This is a genomic window from Paenibacillus sp. FJAT-26967, assembly GCF_001541095.1.
Lineage (GTDB): Bacteria > Bacillota > Bacilli > Paenibacillales > NBRC-103111 > Paenibacillus_F.
Map to the genome: position 1 here is coordinate 1,186,187 of NZ_LMXH01000001.1, position 20,656 is coordinate 1,206,842.

17 protein-coding genes are annotated in these 20,656 nt (G+C 49.2%); 14 read left to right on the plus strand and 3 right to left on the minus strand.

Annotation, left to right across the window (positions count from 1 at the left end; genetic code table 11):
* Nucleotides 1–2 precede the first annotated feature (2 nt).
* The 4 genes from AR333_RS05185 (at nt 3) to AR333_RS05200 (ending at nt 5,591) form a co-directional block, all read left to right on the plus strand.
* Nucleotides 3–1,784, plus strand: a complete 1,782-nt coding sequence (locus AR333_RS05185) for a sensor histidine kinase (RefSeq protein WP_253735725.1) — start codon at nt 3–5, stop codon at nt 1,782–1,784.
* Nucleotides 1,784–3,379 (plus strand): response regulator, encoded by a 1,596-nt coding sequence (locus AR333_RS05190; protein ID WP_084783568.1) that lies wholly within the window; start codon nt 1,784–1,786, stop codon nt 3,377–3,379. Before AR333_RS05185 ends, AR333_RS05190 begins: the two co-directional genes overlap by 1 nt.
* 23 nt (nt 3,380–3,402) lie before the next feature.
* On the plus strand, nt 3,403–5,040 hold the full coding sequence (gene nagZ, locus AR333_RS05195; protein WP_068774227.1) for a beta-N-acetylhexosaminidase: 1,638 nt from the start codon (nt 3,403–3,405) through the stop codon (nt 5,038–5,040).
* A gap of 278 nt (nt 5,041–5,318) precedes the next feature.
* Nucleotides 5,319–5,591 carry a hypothetical protein gene (locus AR333_RS05200; RefSeq protein ID WP_068774228.1) on the plus strand — a complete coding sequence of 91 codons (273 nt, stop codon included), beginning with the start codon at nt 5,319–5,321 and terminating at the stop codon, nt 5,589–5,591.
* Nucleotides 5,592–5,635: 44 nt separating this feature from the next.
* On the opposite strand, the gene sda is transcribed toward AR333_RS05200, so the two are convergent.
* Nucleotides 5,636–5,773, minus strand: a complete 138-nt coding sequence (gene sda, locus AR333_RS24185; RefSeq protein ID WP_157334638.1) for a sporulation histidine kinase inhibitor Sda — start codon at nt 5,771–5,773, stop codon at nt 5,636–5,638.
* 389 nt (nt 5,774–6,162) lie between these two features.
* Here sda and AR333_RS05205 point away from each other — a divergent pair, with 389 nt between their 5' ends.
* The 3 genes from AR333_RS05205 to AR333_RS05215 all read left to right on the plus strand — a co-directional run bounded on the left by AR333_RS05205 (nt 6,163) and on the right by AR333_RS05215 (nt 9,130).
* Nucleotides 6,163–6,936: a sporulation protein gene (locus tag AR333_RS05205; RefSeq protein ID WP_068774229.1), complete on the plus strand. Its 774-nt coding sequence runs from the start codon at nt 6,163–6,165 to the stop codon at nt 6,934–6,936.
* Nucleotides 6,937–7,093: 157 nt separating this feature from the next.
* Nucleotides 7,094–7,645 carry a cysteine hydrolase family protein gene (locus AR333_RS05210; protein ID WP_068774230.1) on the plus strand — a complete coding sequence of 184 codons (552 nt, stop codon included), beginning with the start codon at nt 7,094–7,096 and terminating at the stop codon, nt 7,643–7,645.
* 36 nt (nt 7,646–7,681) lie between these two features.
* A complete protein-coding gene (locus AR333_RS05215) occupies nt 7,682–9,130 on the plus strand; it encodes a nicotinate phosphoribosyltransferase (RefSeq protein ID WP_068774231.1) in 1,449 nt (482 codons plus the stop codon).
* A 96-nt stretch (nt 9,131–9,226) separates the two neighbouring features.
* Here the strand turns inward: AR333_RS05215 and AR333_RS05220 are convergent, their stop codons facing one another.
* Entirely contained in the window at nt 9,227–10,555 is a 1,329-nt protein-coding gene (locus tag AR333_RS05220; RefSeq protein WP_068774232.1) for an MFS transporter, read from the minus strand.
* Between the two features lie 191 nt (nt 10,556–10,746).
* On the opposite strand from AR333_RS05220, the gene AR333_RS05225 reads away from it, so the two are divergent.
* Both AR333_RS05225 and AR333_RS05230 read left to right on the plus strand, forming a co-directional pair.
* Complete coding sequence (locus AR333_RS05225; RefSeq protein ID WP_084783569.1) at nt 10,747–11,508, plus strand: NAD-dependent protein deacylase; 762 nt, start codon at nt 10,747–10,749, stop codon at nt 11,506–11,508.
* A gap of 140 nt (nt 11,509–11,648) precedes the next feature.
* Complete coding sequence (locus tag AR333_RS05230; RefSeq protein ID WP_068774233.1) at nt 11,649–13,151, plus strand: phosphodiester glycosidase family protein; 1,503 nt, start codon at nt 11,649–11,651, stop codon at nt 13,149–13,151.
* Nucleotides 13,152–13,254: 103 nt separating this feature from the next.
* Here the strand turns inward: AR333_RS05230 and namA are convergent, their stop codons facing one another.
* On the minus strand, nt 13,255–14,268 hold the full coding sequence (gene namA / locus AR333_RS05235) for an NADPH dehydrogenase NamA (protein WP_172798827.1): 1,014 nt from the start codon (nt 14,266–14,268) through the stop codon (nt 13,255–13,257).
* Nucleotides 14,269–14,461: 193 nt separating this feature from the next.
* Here namA and AR333_RS05240 point away from each other — a divergent pair, with 193 nt between their 5' ends.
* The 5 genes from AR333_RS05240 to AR333_RS05260 all read left to right on the plus strand — a co-directional run bounded on the left by AR333_RS05240 (nt 14,462) and on the right by AR333_RS05260 (nt 20,608).
* Nucleotides 14,462–14,884: a YvaD family protein gene (locus tag AR333_RS05240; protein ID WP_068774235.1), complete on the plus strand. Its 423-nt coding sequence runs from the start codon at nt 14,462–14,464 to the stop codon at nt 14,882–14,884.
* A gap of 367 nt (nt 14,885–15,251) precedes the next feature.
* Nucleotides 15,252–16,136, plus strand: coding sequence for a sugar ABC transporter permease (locus AR333_RS05245; protein WP_235918117.1), 885 nt, complete (start codon nt 15,252–15,254; stop codon nt 16,134–16,136).
* Nucleotides 16,136–17,053 (plus strand): carbohydrate ABC transporter permease, encoded by a 918-nt coding sequence (locus tag AR333_RS05250; RefSeq protein ID WP_068774237.1) that lies wholly within the window; start codon nt 16,136–16,138, stop codon nt 17,051–17,053. The genes AR333_RS05245 and AR333_RS05250 overlap by 1 nt, the downstream gene beginning before the upstream one ends.
* A gap of 181 nt (nt 17,054–17,234) precedes the next feature.
* On the plus strand, nt 17,235–18,815 hold the full coding sequence (locus tag AR333_RS05255; RefSeq protein ID WP_068774238.1) for a response regulator: 1,581 nt from the start codon (nt 17,235–17,237) through the stop codon (nt 18,813–18,815).
* Nucleotides 18,812–20,608 (plus strand): sensor histidine kinase, encoded by a 1,797-nt coding sequence (locus tag AR333_RS05260; protein WP_068774239.1) that lies wholly within the window; start codon nt 18,812–18,814, stop codon nt 20,606–20,608. The genes AR333_RS05255 and AR333_RS05260 overlap by 4 nt, the downstream gene beginning before the upstream one ends.
* Nucleotides 20,609–20,656: the final 48 nt, after the last annotated feature.

The following is a 20,656-nucleotide window of genomic DNA, read 5'->3' on the forward strand; positions in this document are numbered from 1 at the left end:
AGATGATGAATTTACGAAAAAAAGTATTTATAGCATTCATGGGATTTATCATCGTTCCTCTTCTCATTATTTGTTTCATTACTTACTTGATGTTTCAAAATGTGACGGAGAAAAAGTACACGGAACAATCCGAGTTAACGGTGAAATCTATTGGCCGGAATATTGCGGGAATTATCAAAGAAGCCAATTATCAATCGGATTCCTGGATGCTCAAAGATATTCAATCGCTATTGATTACTCTTAACGATCCGAATAATTTAGAAGGTAGAAAAGATCCGAAAAACGATTATAAATTGAGGAATATTTTCCTCACGTATGAACCGCTGGGAACTTTCTCTTTGTACAATCTGCTTGGCGAAAAATTTTCTAGTGGTGTTATTCCTTTCAGTCATGTTCCCTTCGAAGTTCTAAGCAAGCATCCTATCTATGAGGAAGTCCGTAATTTGCACGGCTTCCCCAGATGGATCGGACCTTATGAGAACCCTGAGCTGACGGGGAATAATAATTTGTTTAGCCAGATCCGGATTGTCAATGAGTTTGAGACTCCGAGTAATAAAATCGGCACGATGTTCCTGCAATTTGATTTTAAAGAAATGGATAAGATCTTTAATTTCTATAACCAGGAAAACAGTCACTTCCTGCTCGTAAATCAGCAGGGAGTGATTTTGTATGACAACCGCAAAGTTATTAATGGTACGAATTTAAAAAAATATTTGTCGGAACGGATCGAGCTGAATACGAGTTATACTTCCACGAAGATGGACTTTGATGGTGTTGAGAGTGTTGTTACGATCTATGACGTCGGGCTTGAAAAGTATGGGGCCCCGAAGTGGATGCTGATTTCAATAACACCTTGGGACTATTTATCCGGAGATCTGGCAGCTATTTTAAAATGGGTCAGCTTGATTATGCTCCTATTTCTCATTTCAGCCTTGTTATTTAACTTGCTTTTCGTAAACCGCTATATCCGTTTCATTATACGGATCGTCAGTTCCATGAAGCAGGTTGAGCGCGGGGATCTGGATGTCAGGGTTAAAGTCGAAGGCAAGGACGAAACAACGATTCTGGCCAGAGGCTTCAACAGCCTCGTTCTAAGAATTAACGATCTTCTGGAAGAGGTCAAGCAGGAGCAGGAACGCAAAAACAAGGCCGAGCTCATGCTTCTTCAGGCGCAGATCAAACCGCATTTTCTGTTTAATACGCTGGAGTCCATTAATGCTCTTGCTGTACAAAACCAAGGTAAAAAAGTGAGCCAGCTTGTGTATCGACTCGGTACCATTCTGAGAATTAGTTTCCATCATAAAGAAGAGATTGCAATTGGATTGGAACTGGATTATCTTAAGAATTATATGGAAATTCAAAAGTATCGTTTTGAGGAATTATTTGATTTTGAAATAAACTTGCCGAGAGAACTTGAGAACTTCTCGATCTTAAAACTAACGCTTCAGCCTCTTGTGGAGAATAGTATTCAGCATGGATTTGAAGGGATTTCTTACAAAGGAATCATTTCAATTCGTGCAGAGGACGGGGGAGATCATATCGTTCTGTGGCTCGAAGACAATGGAATCGGAATTCCGGACGATGTGCTTGCGAGGTTCCAGTATCGTAAGGGTTATGTACAAAAGAGTGAAGCAGAGCAAGCTATACGTGTTGGATTAGGTGTCATGAATGTAGGGGACCGGCTTCGGATTCACTATGGCACGGGATACGGATTATACATTTGCAGCGAACCGGGGAAGGGTACACGGATCAAATGCATCATACCGAAAACGACAGCCAGGTGATGAATATGAATTTAAAAGCACTGTTAGTTGATGACGAAATTAATATTTTGCGAAATCTTCAAATCGTGATTCCATGGGAGAAGCACGGCATTGAGGTGGTCGGGCTTGCCCATAATGGTGTGAAGGCACTGGAGATGGTGCAGGAGCATCAGCCGGACCTCGTGTTAAGCGATATCCGGATGCCGCTCATGGACGGGATCGGCTTCTTAGAGAAGGTGAGCCAGCTTGACAAGGATATTCAGGTTATTCTTCTTACCGGTTTCCAGGAATTCGAATATGCCCGTTCAGCTCTTAAATTCGGAGCAAAGGATTATATCCTTAAGCCGATTAATTACGAAGAACTGGAAGCGATTGTAGTAAGAATAGCAACTGAAATTCGCGAAAAGCGCAAAGCGGAGCTGGATGAGCAGAAGAAGTGGAGCCGGGTTAAGCATTTGGCATATGAAAAGTTTTTGTTTGATATTTTGCTCGATTATACCAATGTGTCGACACGTCACTTTTTCGAAGATGACAACAGCCTAGAAGAAACGGAATTTACACTTCTGCTGATTGACCTCGACAATTATTCGCAGCTTTCCCGGAAGTGGAGCGAGAAGGAACGGAAGCTGGAGAATTTTGCGGTTCGTAATGTCCTTCAGGATGCGCTTGGGCCTTATCAACTGTTATATTCCGTTCTGCAAACCCGCGAAGGGGAATGGTGCGTGCTTATCCGGCAGCTTCAGGCGACCGTCTTCAATCGAGACGAAGTCTATAGCTGGAGTGATACGCTTCAGAATGCGGTCAAGCAGAATGTTAAGCTGACTGTTAGCGTCGGCATTTATCCGGAGCATCTGTCCGTGCTTAAACTGGCGGAGGCCTATAAGAAATTGCAGAGATCGCTGCAGCTTTCACCGAATGTTGAGCAGATTCTTATGCTTGAGGAAACCAACCCCAACCGCAATGAGTTAAATAATTCGCTGTGGGAATTAGTGGAAGGCATCGTATCGAGCTTAAAAAGACGAGATAAAGCCCGGATGGAAGCGACCTTCGAGAAGCTCAATGAAAGTCTGAGAGCGATCTCGGAGCATTCTTATTTGCGTGTGGAGCAAATTCTGCACTTCCTGATTCTTCACCTGATCCGTGAAATGCGCGAAATCAGCATTATCTCCGATGAAGAGGAACGCGCTCTATGGGCGAATCTGGAGAGAAGTGTCGGGGTCAAGGATCTGCTGGCGACTATTCACCAGCTTATTAATGACTGTATGAATGCGGGCATGAACCGCAAACCGAGTGAGCTCCTTATGATGAATGCCAAAGAGTATATCTCCAAGAACTTATCAAACGATTTCGGTGTGGAGGAGATTGCCGATCATTTGGGTATCAGCTGCAGTTATTTCAGCCTTCTGTTCAAACAGCATTTTTCGGAAACGTTCCTGGAATATTTGACTCGTCAGCGTATCGAGCTGTCGAAGTCTCTGCTTAGAATGAGCGATAAGAGCATCACCCAGATCGGCAAACAAGTGGGTTATGCGGAACGCCGTTACTTTACAAGGGTCTTCTTTAAGTTCACCGGTAAGACGCCGTCCGAATACAGGGAACAAATTTTAAGTGAGTAGGTCAAACGGAGGGATAGAAACCGATGAAGAAATTGGCAGATATGAACTTGAGACAGAAGATTGGACAGATGGTGATGTGCGGTTTTTCTGCCGCAGATGCAGAGGATTCGGCCAAGAAACCGAATCAAAGGATTATCCAGCTTATTAAAGAGTACGAAATCGGTGGCGTAATCCTGTTCCGTCGTAATCTCGACACGCCTCAACAGGTTGCCGAGCTGAATCATGAACTCCAGCTCCTGGCTGCAGACACTTCGGGAGGTCCGCTGCTGATCGGAATCGATCAGGAGGGCGGAATGGTCGCTCGGATTCACGAGGGCGTCGTCTGCATGCCTGGCAGCATGGCCATTGGTGCTACGCGCGATAAGCAAGCAGCTTACGAGACTGCGCGTATAAGCGGCAAAGAGCTGCGTGCCATGGGGATTAACTTGAACTTTGCCCCGTGTCTCGACGTAAACAACAATCCGCTGAATCCGGTTATCGGAGTCCGTTCTTTCGGGGAGACGGCTGAACTGGTGGGAGAACTCGGGACAGCTGCCGTAAAAGGCTACCAAGCATCGGGTGTCGCACCCACGATTAAGCACTTCCCGGGGCATGGCGACACGCAGTCCGATTCTCACCATGCACTGCCGATGATCCCGCATGGTCTGGAGCGGCTGCGGGAGATGGAGTTCGCGCCGTTCGTACGCGCGATCAACGAAGGTGCAGACGTGATTATGTCTGCGCATGTGATATTCCCGGCGCTGGAGCCCGATGGCCTCCCTTCGACCCTGTCGAAGCGGGTGCTCACGGATCTGCTGCGCGGAGAGCTCGGCTTTGGCGGCGTCATCGTGACGGACTGCCTCGAGATGAGAGCCATTGCCGACCATTACGGCACGGCTGAGGGAGCGGTCATGGCCGTTGAAGCAGGCGCGGATCTGCTGCTCGTCAGCCACAGGCTGCCCCTGCAAATCGAGACAATCGAGAAGCTGGTAGAGGCCGTGGAGTCGGGCCGGATCAGCGAAGCACGTATCGACGAATCTGTTGAACGCTTGCTGCAGCTTAAGCAGAAGCTTAGCATCACGGCGGGCGATGCCAGTCCGGCGGCTGTCTCTGCAGCAGTAGGGCTGCCGGAACATGTGGAGCTCGTGCGTGAGACTTTCAGGAAGAGCGTTACGCTCGTCAAAGACGAGCAGCAGCTGCCTCTTGCATCAGATAAGAAGACGTATGTGATCTGGGCTGAGGTCCGGGCGAATACTCAAATCGATGAGGTCATCGAGCAGGAGGAAACACTCGGTGCTTATTTGGCTGAGACAATCGCAGCGGTGACTGAAACCAGAATTGACACGATGCCAAGCGAGGCAGATGTCGAGCGTGTGCTGAGCGAAAGCAAGGACTATGATCAGGTGATTGTAGTCACGTACAACGCTTCATTCTCGCCGAATCAAATCCGCATCGTCAAAGAACTGGCCGCGAGAGATACTGTTCTCACCGTTGTTGCCGGACGCAATCCGTTCGATTATATCGAGTTTCCGGAAGTGAAGACGTATGTGGCCAGTTATGAGAACCGCCCAAATGCGATGTATGCAGTCGCTGATGTGCTGACGGGACGTCATCAAGCTGAGGGCAAACTGCCCGTCACATTGACTCCGGAATATTCTTTCGGCTGGTCCGGCCAGGCCTAATCCCTAACAATCATAAAGCCCTGCAAGCAAACGGGAAAGAGACGTTTGTTTACAGGGCTTTTCTTTGAGTACATCCGGAAACAAAAAAACATCCAATAAGTGAAGTGTATTGGTGGGGGATATACCAGAGGGAATAATAGATACAGCCGTCTAATCTCTAAGAGTGACAGATTTTCCAGTCGTGAAGTACAGAAGGGAAAGACACGTGCATACAATAATAATGGCCTAGTCTTACGCAGGTCTGTCGCTCTTATCATGGTGCCCTAAGGAGGAAAGGTATGGGAACAAACAGGTTAGCCGGTATACGCAAATTTATTACACAAGAAAAAGAAAGGATCTTGTTAAATATCCGCAACGGTACGATCGGCCGGGAACAGGCAACCGGAAGTCTCAATACCTTGTATCAGCTTGCAGCGGATATTCATGATATTAATTATATGAAGGAGCTCAGCTCCACAATTGCACTGCTGCGCTCTGCTTCAGATACTTGGCAAGGGCAAGGAATTTATGTGAATAAAACAGCGAATTCTGCACCTTATCCACCAGGTTGACTCATGCGTTCAAATCCAGAATAGGGGAAGCTTTGGTATAAAGATTAATATAAATTGCGGCGTCTGATCTCGGAAGCTAGCTGTTGCAGAAATTCAGCACCCAGCTTATTTTGAAGAGCTTGGACGAAACAATCGAGCAGTTGATAGTCACTAAGCAGCTCTACCGGTGATTTTTTCAGCATGACAATCATCCCTTTATGAATATTATGGTAAACGTGGGTACAATCTTATAATAAAAGATTCAAATCGTTTCGTCAGCGCAAATTCTATTACGCACCTGCGCGTTTATTTTTACACTTTCATGCAGTTTTTTCTTCCAAAAAACGATAAAAACGACCTGTTCCCTTCCATTTGAAAGGGGCTTTCGTCCTACGGAGTAAAATAGAAAGTCCCGAAACCAGGTATAAGGAACGGCTTTTCTACAGAATGACTGGAATTTTGCAGTTGAAAACTGTAAAGACTGCTCATTTTACAAACAGCTGCTGGAAAAACTTTTTGCGACAATAACGTATAAATCGTGTATAATTTTCTCAAAGATTTCTATTTTTTACTAGGTTCAGGAGGATGAAGCATGTCGTTTTTCCAACGAATGTTAGCAAGTATCGGATTCGGCTCGGCTCAGGTCGATACCAGGCTTAGCAAAAGCTGCTATTACCCGGGAGAAGAAGTCGAAGGTGTTGTACATATTCGCAGCGGACAGATTGAACAGCATATTGAAGAAATCTATATTTCACTAGTGACGCAATATAAACGTGAAGCAAATGATAGAACCGTAACGGAGACGAGGGAAATCGCCAAATATTTAGTGTCCGATCCATTTACGCTGAGACCAAATGAAGAGACGGAAGTTCCGTTTCGATTCAGGCTGGCGGATCATACGCCTCTGACTGTGGGACGCACACCGGTGTGGTTCTCGACAGGGCTGGACATCTCAAGCGCGATAGATCCAAACGACTCGGATCGGATTGAGGTTATCCCCTCTCCCGATATGCAGGTGGTGTTTGATGCTTTAAGCGAGCTTGGATTCCGGTTAAGAGAAGCGGATGTTCAGCAGTCATCCCGTTACGGCGGCCGTATCGGACTCATACAAGAGTTTGAATTCGTCCCTACCGGGCACTTCCGGAGCGATTTAGACGAACTGGAAGTTATTTTCCTTCCCGCTTCGGAAGGTACTGAACTGCTGATACAAATTGACCGGAGGGTCAGGGGGTTCGGGAGTTTCATTTCCGAGGCTTTCGACGCGGATGAAAGTCTGGTCAGGTTACGCATTCATCCGGATGATTTGCAAAGCGGTTCCGGCCACATTGCGAATATACTGGCTCATCTCATCCAGGATCATATTTAATAGCAACAAACCAGGCCATAAGAGCGGCCGAAGCGCAGATTTACGCTTCGGCCGTTTTTTACCGTTTATAAGAGCGGAACCGGAGTTTGATTTTGCAGGAACGGAATGATATGATCTTAACAATCTTTCAACGAAACCGCGGGGAGGGTACCGTACTATGAAAGCTTTAATCGTCATCGATTATACGTACGATTTTGTAGAAGGAATGCTGCCTGTAGGGGAGCCGGCGGTAGCTATCGAGGATCGCATTGCAGAACTGACAGAAGAGTTCGCCCACAGGGGGGACTACGTTGTGATGGCAGTGGATTATCACCGGCTCAATGAACCGGATCATCCGGAGACGCTGTTGTTTCCTCCGCACAATATTGAAGGCACGAGCGGGCGCGAACTGTACGGCCGCCTAAAAGCCGTGTATGAAGAGCATCAAGATCAAATCGTATGGATGGACAAAACACGATACAGCGCGTTCTGCGGAACCGACCTGGAGCTTCAGCTCAGATCCCGAGGAATTCAAGAAGTGCATCTGATTGGAGTCTGCACGGACATCTGTGTCCTGCATACGGCGGTTGACGCTTATAACAAAGCTTTTGACATTTATGTTCATGAGGATGCCGTGGCAAGTTTTAACCCGGCTGGACATGAGTTTGCGTTAGGTCATTTCCGTACGACGCTGGGCGCTAAAATAGTGAAGAACGGCGTTACCATCTAACTTTCCATAGAGCAGCAAGGACAGGTGAACTTAATCATGAGCACTTTACCGAATCTGACGTTACATACTGATAAATATCAAATTAATATGATGTATGCCCATTGGAAGAACGGCACCCATCATCAGAGAGCGGTGTTCGAATCTTTTTTTCGAAAGCTGCCTTTTGGCAACGGTTATGCGGTCTTTGCGGGATTGCAGCGGCTGATCGATTATGTGAACGATTTGAAATTCGATGAGCAGGCGATCCGTTATTTAAGCACACAGGAAGAAAATTACGATCCGGGATTTCTGGACGAGCTGAGAGCGTTCCGTTTCCAAGGCTCCATCTATTCGATGGAGGAAGGAACACTGGTCTTTGCGAATGAACCTCTTGTGCGGGTGGAGGGAACCATTTTTGAAACGCAGCTGGTTGAGACGGCTCTCCTGAACTTTATCAACTACCAGACACTAATCGCAACGAAGGCCTCACGCATCAAAAATGTATCGCCTCAAGATACTTTCCTTGAGTTCGGGACCCGCCGGGCACAGGAAGCAGACGCGGCTGTCTGGGGGGCCCGCGCTTCCTACATCGCCGGATTCGATGCGACTTCGAATGTGCTGGCGGGGATGATGTTCGGTATACCTGCCAAAGGCACGCACGCTCATTCCTGGGTTCAGGCACACGAGACGGAAGAAGAGGCGTTCGAGCGGTATGCGGACGCGCTGCCGGATCAGGTCACACTGCTTGTCGATACGTATCATACGCTTAAAAGCGGCGTGCCCAATGCCATCAAGACGGCTAAGCGGATGGAAGAGCGCGGCAAGCGTATGAACGCGATTCGCCTGGATAGCGGGGACCTTGCGTATTTATCCGTGAAGGCCCGCCAGATGCTGGATGAGGCGGGTCTGGATTATGTGAAGATTGTGGTCTCGAATGATCTTGATGAGAATACCATTCTGAATCTGAAGGCTCAAGGGGCGCGAATCAATACATGGGGCGTAGGGACACAACTGATTACAGCTGCGGATCAACCTTCTCTGGGCGGAGTCTACAAGCTGGTTGCTATAGAGAACAGTAAGGGCGAACTCGTTCCGACGATCAAAATATCCGGTAATCCGGAGAAGGTGTCTACCCCTGGCTGGAAGGATGTTTACCGGATTCTCGGGTCCGACACAGGCAAGGCCATCGCAGATTATATCGTCCTTCATGATGAGACGGACGTACAGGAAGGCAGGAAGATTAAACTGTTCGATCCCGTGCATCCGTATATCTACAAGTATGTAGATGAGTATGCAGCGATTCCACTGCTGAAACCGGTATTTGTGGACGGGAAACAGGTTTATGAGGCTCCTTCGCTGGATCAAATACGGGAACACCACCGCCGTCAGATGGATATGTTCTGGCCGGAGTATCTGCGCAAGTTGAATCCTGAGAAATATGCTGTAGATTTGAGTACACGAACATGGGAAATGAAAATGAGTATGATCGAGAAAATGAACAGATAGCGATGAAGGAATAGACATGAACGGATAGTAAAAGCCCATCGACCGCCGACAACATCTTCGGCAGCCGATGGGCTTTCTTATGCGGTAAACCGGCTGTTAAGCCACCTTATTCTCCTTGGGGATACGGGCGTGGACAAATAATCCGATGATGACCATGATGAGCAGGGAGCCCAGGGCAATCCGGCTTGCCAGGGTGCCGTAGTCCTGCAGCGTGTAAGTCAGCGTACCGTACAGCAGCGGACCGGCAATAGAGGAGACTTTACCGGAGAAGGCAAACAAGCCGAAAAACTGTCCGCGCTTGTCCGGCGGAGAAAGTTCCACGATCAAGGTCCGGGAAGTTACCCACATGGAGCCCATAGAGATGCCGTAAATAACGCCGGCTGCCCAGAACATGGTCTCATTAACGGCTAGTGTTCCAAGCGCGATTGCGGCTATCAGCAGAACGGCAACGGAAGTCACAGCGCTTTTGGCGCCGTAACGCCGCGTTATATAACCGAATATAAAGGAGCCGAAAATACTCGAGACGGTTGCCGCGAGATACAGGATGAGAAACCTGTCTGTCGTGAAGCCGACTACGGTTTTAGCATAAACCGCCATGACGGAAATGGCTGTTTGGAGCGCGTCATTGAAGAAGAAAAACGCGACCATGAACAGGAAGATGGGGCGGTATTTTTTCATCTCCTTAAAGGTCGTTATAATTTCCTTGTAGCCGCTCAAAAAGCCGGTTCTGACTGCGGCTGACTTCTTCTCTCCAGAGGATTCCTTATAGAACAGAATGATCGGCAAGGAAAAGAGCAGATACAGAAGCGCGCTGGGCATAAACGTCTGCTCGTAATGCTGCCCGCTGGCGAGCGGGTACACGGCTAGTCCGATCAGGGTACCGAAATAACCGAGCGCTACCCCAAACCCGGAGATTAAAGGGATTTCTTTGGGGCCTCCCAGATCCGAGATCATAGCATCGTAGAATACAACAGATGAACTGAAGAAGAACTTCGCGATCACAAAACAAAGCAAGACGCTTGCGATGCCAGCCGGCATGCCCAGCACGTAAGCTCCGGAGCCCCAGGACGATGCGAGCGCCATCAGCATGGTAAAGGCAATGGCAAGGAGGGTAAACGGCACCAGCGCCCCCTTTTTGCGGCCTGTACGGTCCATCCATACGCCATATAGCGGACTGAGCAGGACGATCAGCAGACCGGACAGCGCATTGGAGTAAGTGATAAACGTACTTGCAACCTGGTCTAGCCGAGCGTCTCCTCCGATAACCTGAGTCAAGTAGAAGGGGAAGAACAAAGTCACGATGTTCGAAGAGAAAATCGTATTCGCCAGGTCGTTCAGTCCCCAGGATAACACGGGGCGTGACAGGAACAGCTTGCGGCCTTTGGCCGGGGGAGGAACTTGTGGAGCGGGATTCGTCTGCGCCATGATGCACCTTCCTTCTTTTTTAGCATGTGAAGTTATTCACTCAGGCCATAGGCTTAGTACACACTTATTCGTGTGGACGGTCAGGAATTCCTTTCCTTTACAGAAATTTTGCAATCGTTTGCTTGGCGGTTATCAAAATCAGCTACAATAAGGATAAGGAAGTCAGGATCATGGATAAAGGAGGTATGGATATGAAGGATAACTGGAAAATACTTGAAGATTTCATAGAACAAAGTAAACGGATCGTGTTCTTCGGAGGAGCCGGAATATCAACGGAAAGCGGAATACCCGACTTTCGTTCGGCGAGCGGTTTGTACAGCAAAGGCGGCGGTTACGCGTATCCGCCGGAGGTCATGCTCAGCCGCAGCTTCTTCATGCGTGAGCCGGAGCTGTTCTACTCGTTCTACCGGGGTGAGATGCTGCATCCCGAAGCGAAGCCCAATCCCGGCCACCGGGCGCTCGCGGAGCTGGAGAAGCGCGGCAAGCTGACAGCCGTCATTACACAGAACATTGACGGGCTGCATCAGCTCGCGGGAAGCCGCCATGTATTAGAGCTGCACGGGTCTGTGCTGCGCAACACTTGCATGGAGTGCGGGGCTTCTTACGGGCTGGAGGCTGTCACGGACAGCCCTGAGATCATCCCGCGCTGCAGTGTCTGCGGCGGGATGATCAAGCCGGACGTCGTCCTCTATGAAGAAGGCCTGGATGCCGCCGTTCTGAATGAAGCGGCGTACCGCATCGCAGAAGCCGATTTGCTCCTTGTAGGGGGAACGTCGCTGACCGTGCAGCCCGCCGCTGGTTTAGTCCGTCGCTTCAGAGGAGACAAGCTTGCGCTGATCAACCGGAATCCGACTCCTTACGATGCAGACGCCGCTTGTGTTATCCGGGAGCCTATCGGACAAGTACTGGGGAGTATTCTCGGTATAGAAGAGGAGCCCGCTCCCGGTTTCTGATTTTTTTGGTGGAATGGGGAACGGAATTGACAGGAATTACTTAAGGAAAGATCGAATGACGAAAGAGAAGCAGATATGAAATCACCCAGGTGATCCTATGCTCAACTTCAACAGGGGCAGACCCGAAAGAGGAGAAGAATATGAATTCCATTCTGGATCGAATGATGAGTCCGATGAACCGGCTAAACAGGGGTGCTGGTACAAGATTTAGACGCAGCGCAGCCGCTCTGCTGCTAGGTACAAGCGTGCTGCTGGCAGCCTCTTCGCTTCCGCAGGCAGCCGCGGCCGGCTCTGTTGAAAGCGGGAAGAGCCAAGTGAAGGCAAACGGCAAGAACTTTTCCGTTAGCTGGGTTAAGGTAGATGTTACGGATCCGCGGCTTGAAGTGATGCCGGTTACGGCTGCCAGGGGAATCGGTTATGATGAAAGTTTTTCATCCATGATAGCCAAAAGCGGAGCCGTTGCGGCAGTGAACGGTACTTTTTTTAATGCCTATGAGAAAGATGCGTCGATCCGGTATCCGAATGGCTTGCTGCTGCATGATGGCAACCTCCTCCATTCAGGTGAGAATCAGTCTATTATCGTGGACGGCAATAAAGAGGTAGATATCCGGAAAGTGAACATGTCTTTCTCGGTAACGGTAACGCATGGCGGCAAGCCGTATACGTTCTCTCCCTGGGGGACGAACAAAGACTATGGCTCCGGACAGACGGATCAGGTTGTCTGGTTCACGCCGGAGTTTAAATCGGCTATCGACATGAACGGTACTAAAGTGGTTGTACGCAACGGCCTCATTACGGAAATCACTCCAAACGCGGTATACGTTCCCTATGACGGGTTTGTTTGTTTAATCGGGAACAGCTCGAACAACCGGAACAATCTGCTCCCTAATCTTCACGTGGGAGATTCTGTTAAAGCGGATCTGGAGGTCACTGAGAATGGTCAGGACATTCAGGGGGCCGATACTTGGCAGGCCGCAATCGGTGCGGGTCCGAAACTTCTGACCAACGGGAAAGTAGACATTAATCCTTCAAGGGACGGGTACTCGGACCCGAAAATAACGAAACAGGCAGCGATGAGAAGCTTTGTCGGTTCGGATGCGGCGGGTAAGCTGGTGATGGGGACGGTCAATGGCGCTACGATGCAGGATCTTGCCGAAATCGCGCTGTCCCTCGGCATGACGGATGCTATGAACCTGGACGGAGGAGCCAGCTCGGGGCTGTACGCGAACGGCAGCATGCTTACAACACCCGGCAGGGCATTAAGTAATGCTCTTGTCGTTAAGAAGTATTACAATCCGCAGGTCCAAGTTGCCGTAGACGGCAAATTGGCGGGCGGCTTCAAGGGATTCGTCAGCGGAGATACGACTATGGTCCCCATGCGTCCCCTGCTGGATGCTATGAATGCAAATTACAAATGGGATAACACGGCTCATTCTCTAACTCTCAAACAAGGAGATGTTGAGATGGTGATGACCGTAGGGAACTACTATATCCGGGTGAACGGGACCGATTATTGGGTTCCGAATCCGCCCGCGCTGATTGATAATTATTTGTACGTTCCGCTTCGCTTTACGGCGGAGCACATCGGAGCGGAAGTCAAGTGGGATCAGCGTCTGTACAGGGCTGATATTATTCTTCCTTAGCAGAGATTGTCGGAAGCAGTACGCAGCATATAAAAAGCAGAAGTCCTCAGTGCAAATATGGTTTCACTGGGGGACTTCTGCTTTTTTTGGGGGGATGAGACTGTTACCAGGCTCGCCCGTACTGCTTAGGCGCCGCGGGTTCTATTCCCAGCTCGCGTGCTGCGGTCCGAGGCCAGTAGGGATCACGGAGCAGCTCGCGGCCGATGAAGATAAGGTCTGCTTGTCCCCGTTCGAGGATATCCTCGGCCTGTTTGCCGCTTGTAATGAGGCCTACCGCACCCGTAGGAATCAGAGCGGTATTCTTGATCGAATCTGCAAGTGGAACCTGATAGCCCGGGAACACTTCAATAGGCGCAGGGACGAGTCCGCCGGAGCTGCAGTCTATGAGATCCACGCCCTGTTCTTTCATCAATGAAGCGTAGAAGGCGTAATCCTGGACATGGTTCCCTTCCGGATCATATTCATCTGCGGATATCCGCACGAACAGAGGCCCTTCCCATACTTTTCTGACCGCATGAATAATATCTTGCAGGAAACGGTAGCGCTTCTGCTTGTCCCCGCCGTATTCATCCTGTCTATGGTTGGAAAGAGGAGAAAGAAACTCGTTGATGAGATACCCGTGCGCACCGTGGATTTCGATCACATCGAAACCGGCATCCCTCGCTCTAACCGCTGCATCGGCGAAAGCTTGGACGGTGTCCGCGATTTGAACTTGCGTCATTTCCTCGGGAGTCCGGCTGCCGGGAAAAGGAATAGCCGAAGGTGCGGCAATCGGCCCTTCGACCTCAGCCTTACGGCCCGCATGAGCGATTTGAATGCCGGCTTTGGCCCCCTGCTGATGAATCAGGCGCACCAGATCGCGAAGGCCATCTATATGCTTATCGCTCCAAATCCCGAGATCCTGCGAAGAAATCCGTCCCTGCGGGGTTACGGCGGAGGCTTCGAGGATGATAAGGCCGACTCCGCCTACTGCCCTCGATGTGTAGTGGGTCCGGTGCCAATCCGTTACGATTCCGTCCTGTTTCTCACAGGAATACATGCACATCGGAGACATCACGATTCGATTGGGCAAGGTCACATCACGAATGGTCATGGGTTCATATAGTTTGATAGGAATCCCGCCTTTCCGATTAAATTATGTGGATACGCTACTATTATACCCGTTTTTGACGGAGGCTCCAAAATTGGACTCCATATGAGCACAGCAGTAATCTCAAAGCTGATGCAGGAGCTGTTTTACGCATTTGCCCATATCAAGTATTCAAATGGGTTTTGTCAGTTATTGAAGCGGATCAAGAAGGAGAATCCTAATGAAATTATTGAAACCCTTGTTCTTTATAACGGATATTGGTTTTATCGTATATTGGCTGGTAACGATCTTTCACTGGATACCGGATAGCGCTGCGTTTAAAGATTATGATAATCCGATTATTGTCGCTTGGAACTGGTCCTTCTTTCCACTAGACATTTTAATCTCTATAACGGGCTTATACAGTTTGTATTTGCAGAAGAAAAAGCGTCCGGCATGGAGAAGCTATGCGTTAATCTCATTGATCCTGACGTTTTGCTCAGGCTTGCAAGCCATTGCATTCTGGGGATTCAGCGGGGATTTTGATGTCACCTGGTGGGCATTTAATTTATATCTGATGATGTATCCGTTATTCTTTATCCGTTTTTTTATTGAGAAAGATCCGTCAGAGTCAAAGGCAAATGGGAACCCTGTTAGCAGATAAGGGGCAGAATCCGCTGACCAAACCGGATGCGGACCTTTCAAGACAAGACTGGCTTGCGTCGATATAAAGGTCAGTTTGTATGTTCAAGAATACAGATTCATTGAAGAGACCCAGGGGGCAGTTTGCCGGAAGGGTCTCTTTGCCGTGTTCATATACGCAGGAAAGCAATACCTTAAGATTTTCTCTATTTTAATAAGATTACAGCCTTTTAAGCATGCCGCCTCCATAGGACAATAGAGACAGGGCGAATGATCTGTTCATCTATGTTAGAAAGGAAGGCTGTACTATGAAGGTTATGACCGCCAAAGGCGCCGCAGCAGAGAAACCGACAAACAGCAAACGTGAGAAGAAATATCCGTTTCGCGGTATGCGCAAAGATTGGGATTTGTATTTAATGGCAGTCCCGGGGTTAATTTTTCTATTAATTTTCAAGTATACTCCGATGTACGGTCTTGTCATTGCATTCCAGGATTTCAGTATTTTTAAGGGTATTGGAGAAAGTAAATGGGTCGGTCTCAAGCATTTCGAGAAATTGTTCGTCAGTGATGAATTCCTGAACGTACTCAGCAACACACTTCTGATTTCCCTTTACAAATTAGTATTTTTGTTTCCGCTTCCAATTCTAATCGCGATCCTGCTCAACGAAATCCGTAAAATGATGTTTAAGCGTGTTGTGCAGTCTCTGATCTACCTGCCGCACTTTATCTCATGGGTTATCGTAGGCGGCTTGTTCATTAACTTGCTCTCCGTTAACGGAGGTATTGTGAATGCCGTGATTGTAAGTCTGGGCGGACAACCCATCCAGTTCTTCATGGACCATAGCATCTTCCGCTCCGTACTGGTCTTTACCGAAGGCTGGAAAGAGCTCGGCTGGAGTACGATCGTGTATTTGGCGGCGATTTCATCTGTGGACCCGCAGCTTTACGAAGCGGCCAAAATGGATGGTGCAAGTAAAGCCCGTCAAATGTGGCACATTACACTGCCGAGTATCGCTTCAACGGTCGTACTCATGTTTATTCTCAAAATCGGCAGCCTGCTGGAAGCGGGTACCGAGCAAATTCTCGTCATGTACAACCCGGTCGTATACGATGTAGCCGATGTCATCGGTACTTATGTCTACCGCGTCGGGATCGGAGCTTCCGATTACAGCTTCTCAACGGCTGTCGGACTTTTCGAATCCGTTATCGCTTTCGTCCTGGTCATCGGCGGTAACGCGCTTTGCAGAAAATATCTGGGAAGGAGCATCTGGTAATGGCTACAGCAAACATAAAAGAAAGCAGACCGGCCGGCATCAAGGAATCGCTGGGAGAACGGATTTTCTATATCGCGAACAACATTTTCTTTGTTCTGCTCGGCGTTGCCACTTTGTTCCCGTTCCTTAACCTGATCGCCAAATCATTCAGCAGCGAAGGTGCCGTTATTTCCGGTAAGGTTACGATTTATCCGATTGATTTTCAAATCGGGACGTATCAGTTCGTACTCGGCAATCCGCAGTTTCTGAATTCTTTTAAAATCACGATCTTACTGACGATCGTAGGTACTTTCACCAGTATGATCATGACGGTGCTGGCCGCTTATCCGCTTTCCAAGCCGAATCTGAAGTTCCGCAAACCGCTGCTGCTGACTTACATCTTTACGATGCTGTTCAGCGGAGGGATGATCCCGACGTACCTGCTGATGCAGAAGCTGAACCTGATTAATACGTTCTGGGCTTTATTCGTACCGGGCCTTATCAGCGTGTTCTATATGCTGCTTGTGAAGAACTTCTTCGAAAGCCTTCCGGAAAGTCTGGAAGAGTCCGCCAAGCTCGACGGCGCATCCAACTTCCGTGTCCTCTGGGACATCATGCTGCCGCTGGCGAAGCCCGTTCTTGCTACAGTCGGTTTGTTCTACGCGGTTCTGTTGTGGAATAGCTACTTCTCCGCTATGATTTATATTACAAGCTCAGAGCTTAAGCCGCTGCAGCTCTACCTGAAAGAATTGATCGCATCTACGAACGATGTGCTCAATCTGACGGGTGAAATTGACCTCGGCCGCGATATGAACAAAACGCCGGAAGCCGTTCAAGCAGCTTCCATCGTAACCGCAACGATACCGATCCTGCTCGTGTATCCGTTCCTGCAAAAGCACTTTGTAAAAGGTGTCATGGTCGGTTCCGTAAAAGGTTGATAGAACAAGGTGAACGCAAGTCCCCAAGGCCTTCTGTATGATATTGACAGGAGGGTTTGGGGAATTTTTGTTATACTATCAGACATAGAAGGTTGCCAGGATAAGTCCGTTTTTCAGCATTTGAAAGACTGGTTTTTACCATAAAACGTGTCAGATAGGGATCGTGTAAGGGGGGATTGTCTTGATTAGGGTCATGCTTGTAGACGATGAAGAAATGACGCGGAGCGGCCTCAGGGAATTCGTGCCTTGGGAAGATTTCAATATGACAGTCGTGGGGGAAGCGGAGGATGGCGTCCAAGCGCTTGAGCGCTTCGATGAACTGGAGCCGGATCTCCTGATGTGTGATGTGAGAATGCCGAGAATAGACGGCCTGGAGCTGGCGCGCCAGCTCAAAGATAAGGCACCGGTATGTAAGATTATTTTCTTGAGCGGTTATTCCGATGTGGATTATTTGAAAACAGCGATTAAGCTGCAGGCCGTGGATTACCTGGAGAAGCCGGTACAGCTGGATGAACTGGAGAAGCTGCTCGGTACCGTAGCCGCGGAAATCCGGGCTAACCGTGAAGAAAGCGCCCGGATTACCGGGCTGAAGGAATCCTGGAACCAGAGTATGCCCGAACTCACAGAGAGGCTGCTGAGGAACCTGCTTGCACTGCGCAGCACCGGCGAGTCGGAATGGCTCCAGGTAAAGCGGGAAATCGGGATGGTTGATGACACATTCCCGACCGAAGGGAATTGGGTATGCTGTACAGCTGCTTTCGGTAATCCGGCAGCCAGAGAGACTTGGCGGGAAGACGCGTATGCCGGCGCCAGAGAACTCGGTCTGCCGATTCTGGCCGGAATCGTGGACGGAGTCGGCGTCGCGTGTCTGGCGCTGGAGTCCGAGCGGCATCTGGAGCCAGTGTCACTGTGGCTTAACAAAATGACGGTAAAAGGCCGTGAAGAGGGGAAGAACCGCCGCGCCTTGTCTTCAGGAAATATATTCCATCCGCTCTATCGAATGGCGGTATCTTATGAAGAGTCTATGAAAGCGCTTCATTATTACTTCTACCGCGGCTGGAATTCGATCATCTGGTACCGTGAGCTGCCCCAGCAGCATCGCAGCGGTCTGCAGCTGTTCGAGAAGGATTGCTTCCTTAAGTTCGAAGATGCGCTTCGCCGTCAAGATTTCGAGGAAGCGGAGCAGCTGTTGGATCAGGCGGTGAATGAGCTGCTGCTGTATCCTTCGCCCGAGATCGAGAGCGTGCGGAAGAAACTGTTCCGCTGGTATGTGGCGATGACGCAGATTTATCCCGATGCCATGTGGGATTTCGAGAACGACGAGCTCTGGTCTTCCGTCTTCGTATCGGGCGAGTTGTTCACCATCCGCAGTTTTATGCTGCGCCGCCTGGAGATCATTAAAGAGAACACGGACGACTCCGCCAGCAGCGAGAAATCGGTTATCCGGGATGTCATCCGCTACGTGCAGCATAATTACAACGAAGATGTTTCCATCGCGGCTATTGCCAATCATGTCTATTTGGCGCCCACCTATTTGTGTCTTTTGTTCAAGAAGGAAAGAGGCATTTCCATGAACGAATATATAACTCAGTTTCGCATCAAGAAAGCCAAACAGCTTCTCAGGGACCGCAAGCTCAAGCTCTATGAGATCGCGCAGATGGTCGGATACCAGGATGCCAATTATTTTGCTAAAGTTTTCCGTAAAATAGCCGGGTGCAATCCATCGGAATACCGGGATTCCATGGAGGAAGGTGCGGGATGAAAGGGGCCAGCCGTCTTCTTCAGTTTTACCGCGGACTTAAAATCAGCCAGAAGCTGCTGCTAAGCTACATTCTGCTTATCCTTCTTCCAACCATAACGATCTCGGCTATCTCTTATCAGAAAACATCCAAGATGCTTATCGACAGGGTTGTCGAGTCTACGCAGCAGTCATTCGAGCAGGCGAATACGTTTATCTCTTACAAATTAAATAATGTCAAAGACGTTTCGAGTATTCTGTATATGAACCGTTCGATAACAGAGATCCTGGGCAAAAGCGAGACGGGCTACTCACTGGGTCAGCAGATTGACGATTATCAGAAGCTGAGTGATATTATCCTATCGGCATATAACAGCCGTGAAATTTACAGCATCCGGCTGTTTGTGGACAAGGATAGAGTCTTCCTGAAAGACAACATAACCATTCTGGATATGGCCACCATCAAGGATACGGAATGGTACAAGGAAATGGCGGATAACCAGGAAAGCATCTACTGCCGGCCTACCTATGAGCACGATTACAAAGATGTACGGGGCATCCAGAAAATTATTTCCTGTATCCGTCCCCTTCAGTCTTATGATTACAGCGGTGAATGGATGGGTGTACTGTCTATCGATATCGCCGAGAATAGTATCAGCGAAATTATTGACCGGACTAACATTACTCACCAGGGACAAGTGTACCTGCTCGACAAGAAAGGCCGTGTCGTATCGGCAACGGATAAGGCGCTGGTCGGTACCGTGCTGGGAGATGAGCAGAAGAAAGAATTGAGGATTTCCGCCAATGCGCCAGGAGGTGCCACGATCGTCCGAAAGCCGGTCGAAGGTACGGGATGGGAGCTGGTGGCGGTCATACCGGAGGAAGAAATTAGGGCTCAAAGCAGCCAGCTGGCCCAATATTTGCTGCTGCTGTTCGTCGTAGTGACGGTGCTGGCGGTCTTGACTGCTTTTGCCGTGTCACGTGGAATTACGCGCCGCATCCGGCTGCTTATCCGGCATGTGGGCAATATTGAAGCGGAGAAATGGACGTACCGGATGAAAGTGGACAGCTCGGATGAAGTGGGCATGCTGCAGCAGCATTTTAACCGGATGAGCGAGAATATGCGTAATCTGATCCAGGAGAAGTACAAAGCGGAGGTCGCTAAGAAAAGTGCGGAACTTCGAGCGCTCCAGGCTCAGATCAACCCTCATTTTCTGTACAATACGCTGGAGCTGATCCACTGGATGGCGATGAAGCACAAAGCCCAGGATATCAGTGATATTGTCGGCAGACTGGCCAAATTCTTCAGACTAAGCCTGAGCAAAGGCAAGGATGTCATCTATATCCGGGATGAAATTGAACACGTGAAGACTTATCTCGAAATTCAGAACCGCAGATTCTCAGGTAAAATCGATTATACATTTGAAGTCGGTCCGGGTCTGGAGGACATTGCAACCGTCAAACTGATTCTGCAGCCGCTTGTAGAAAATGCGATTCTGCATGGCATCCAGGAGAAAGAGGAGAAGCGCGGCATTATTCTAGTGGCCTGCTGGCGCGAAGGAAGCCTCGTCAAGTTCGTCGTAGAAGACGATGGGGTCGGGATGACCGAGGAGCAGGTCCGTAAGATTACACTGGAGACGCTGACAGGGGCGGGTGGCTACGGGGTCCACAATGTTGCTCAGAAAATCCGTCTCTACTACGGGGACCAGTATGGCCTTGTTTACGAAAGTATGCGGGGAGAGGGGACGAAAGTCACGATTACTTTCCCGGCAGTTCCGTACGGGCAGCTTGATTCGTCCTCTGAAGATCCTTCATAACCACTTTGGACAACGAATGCAGCATCTTGAGACAAATACAGGGTCCTA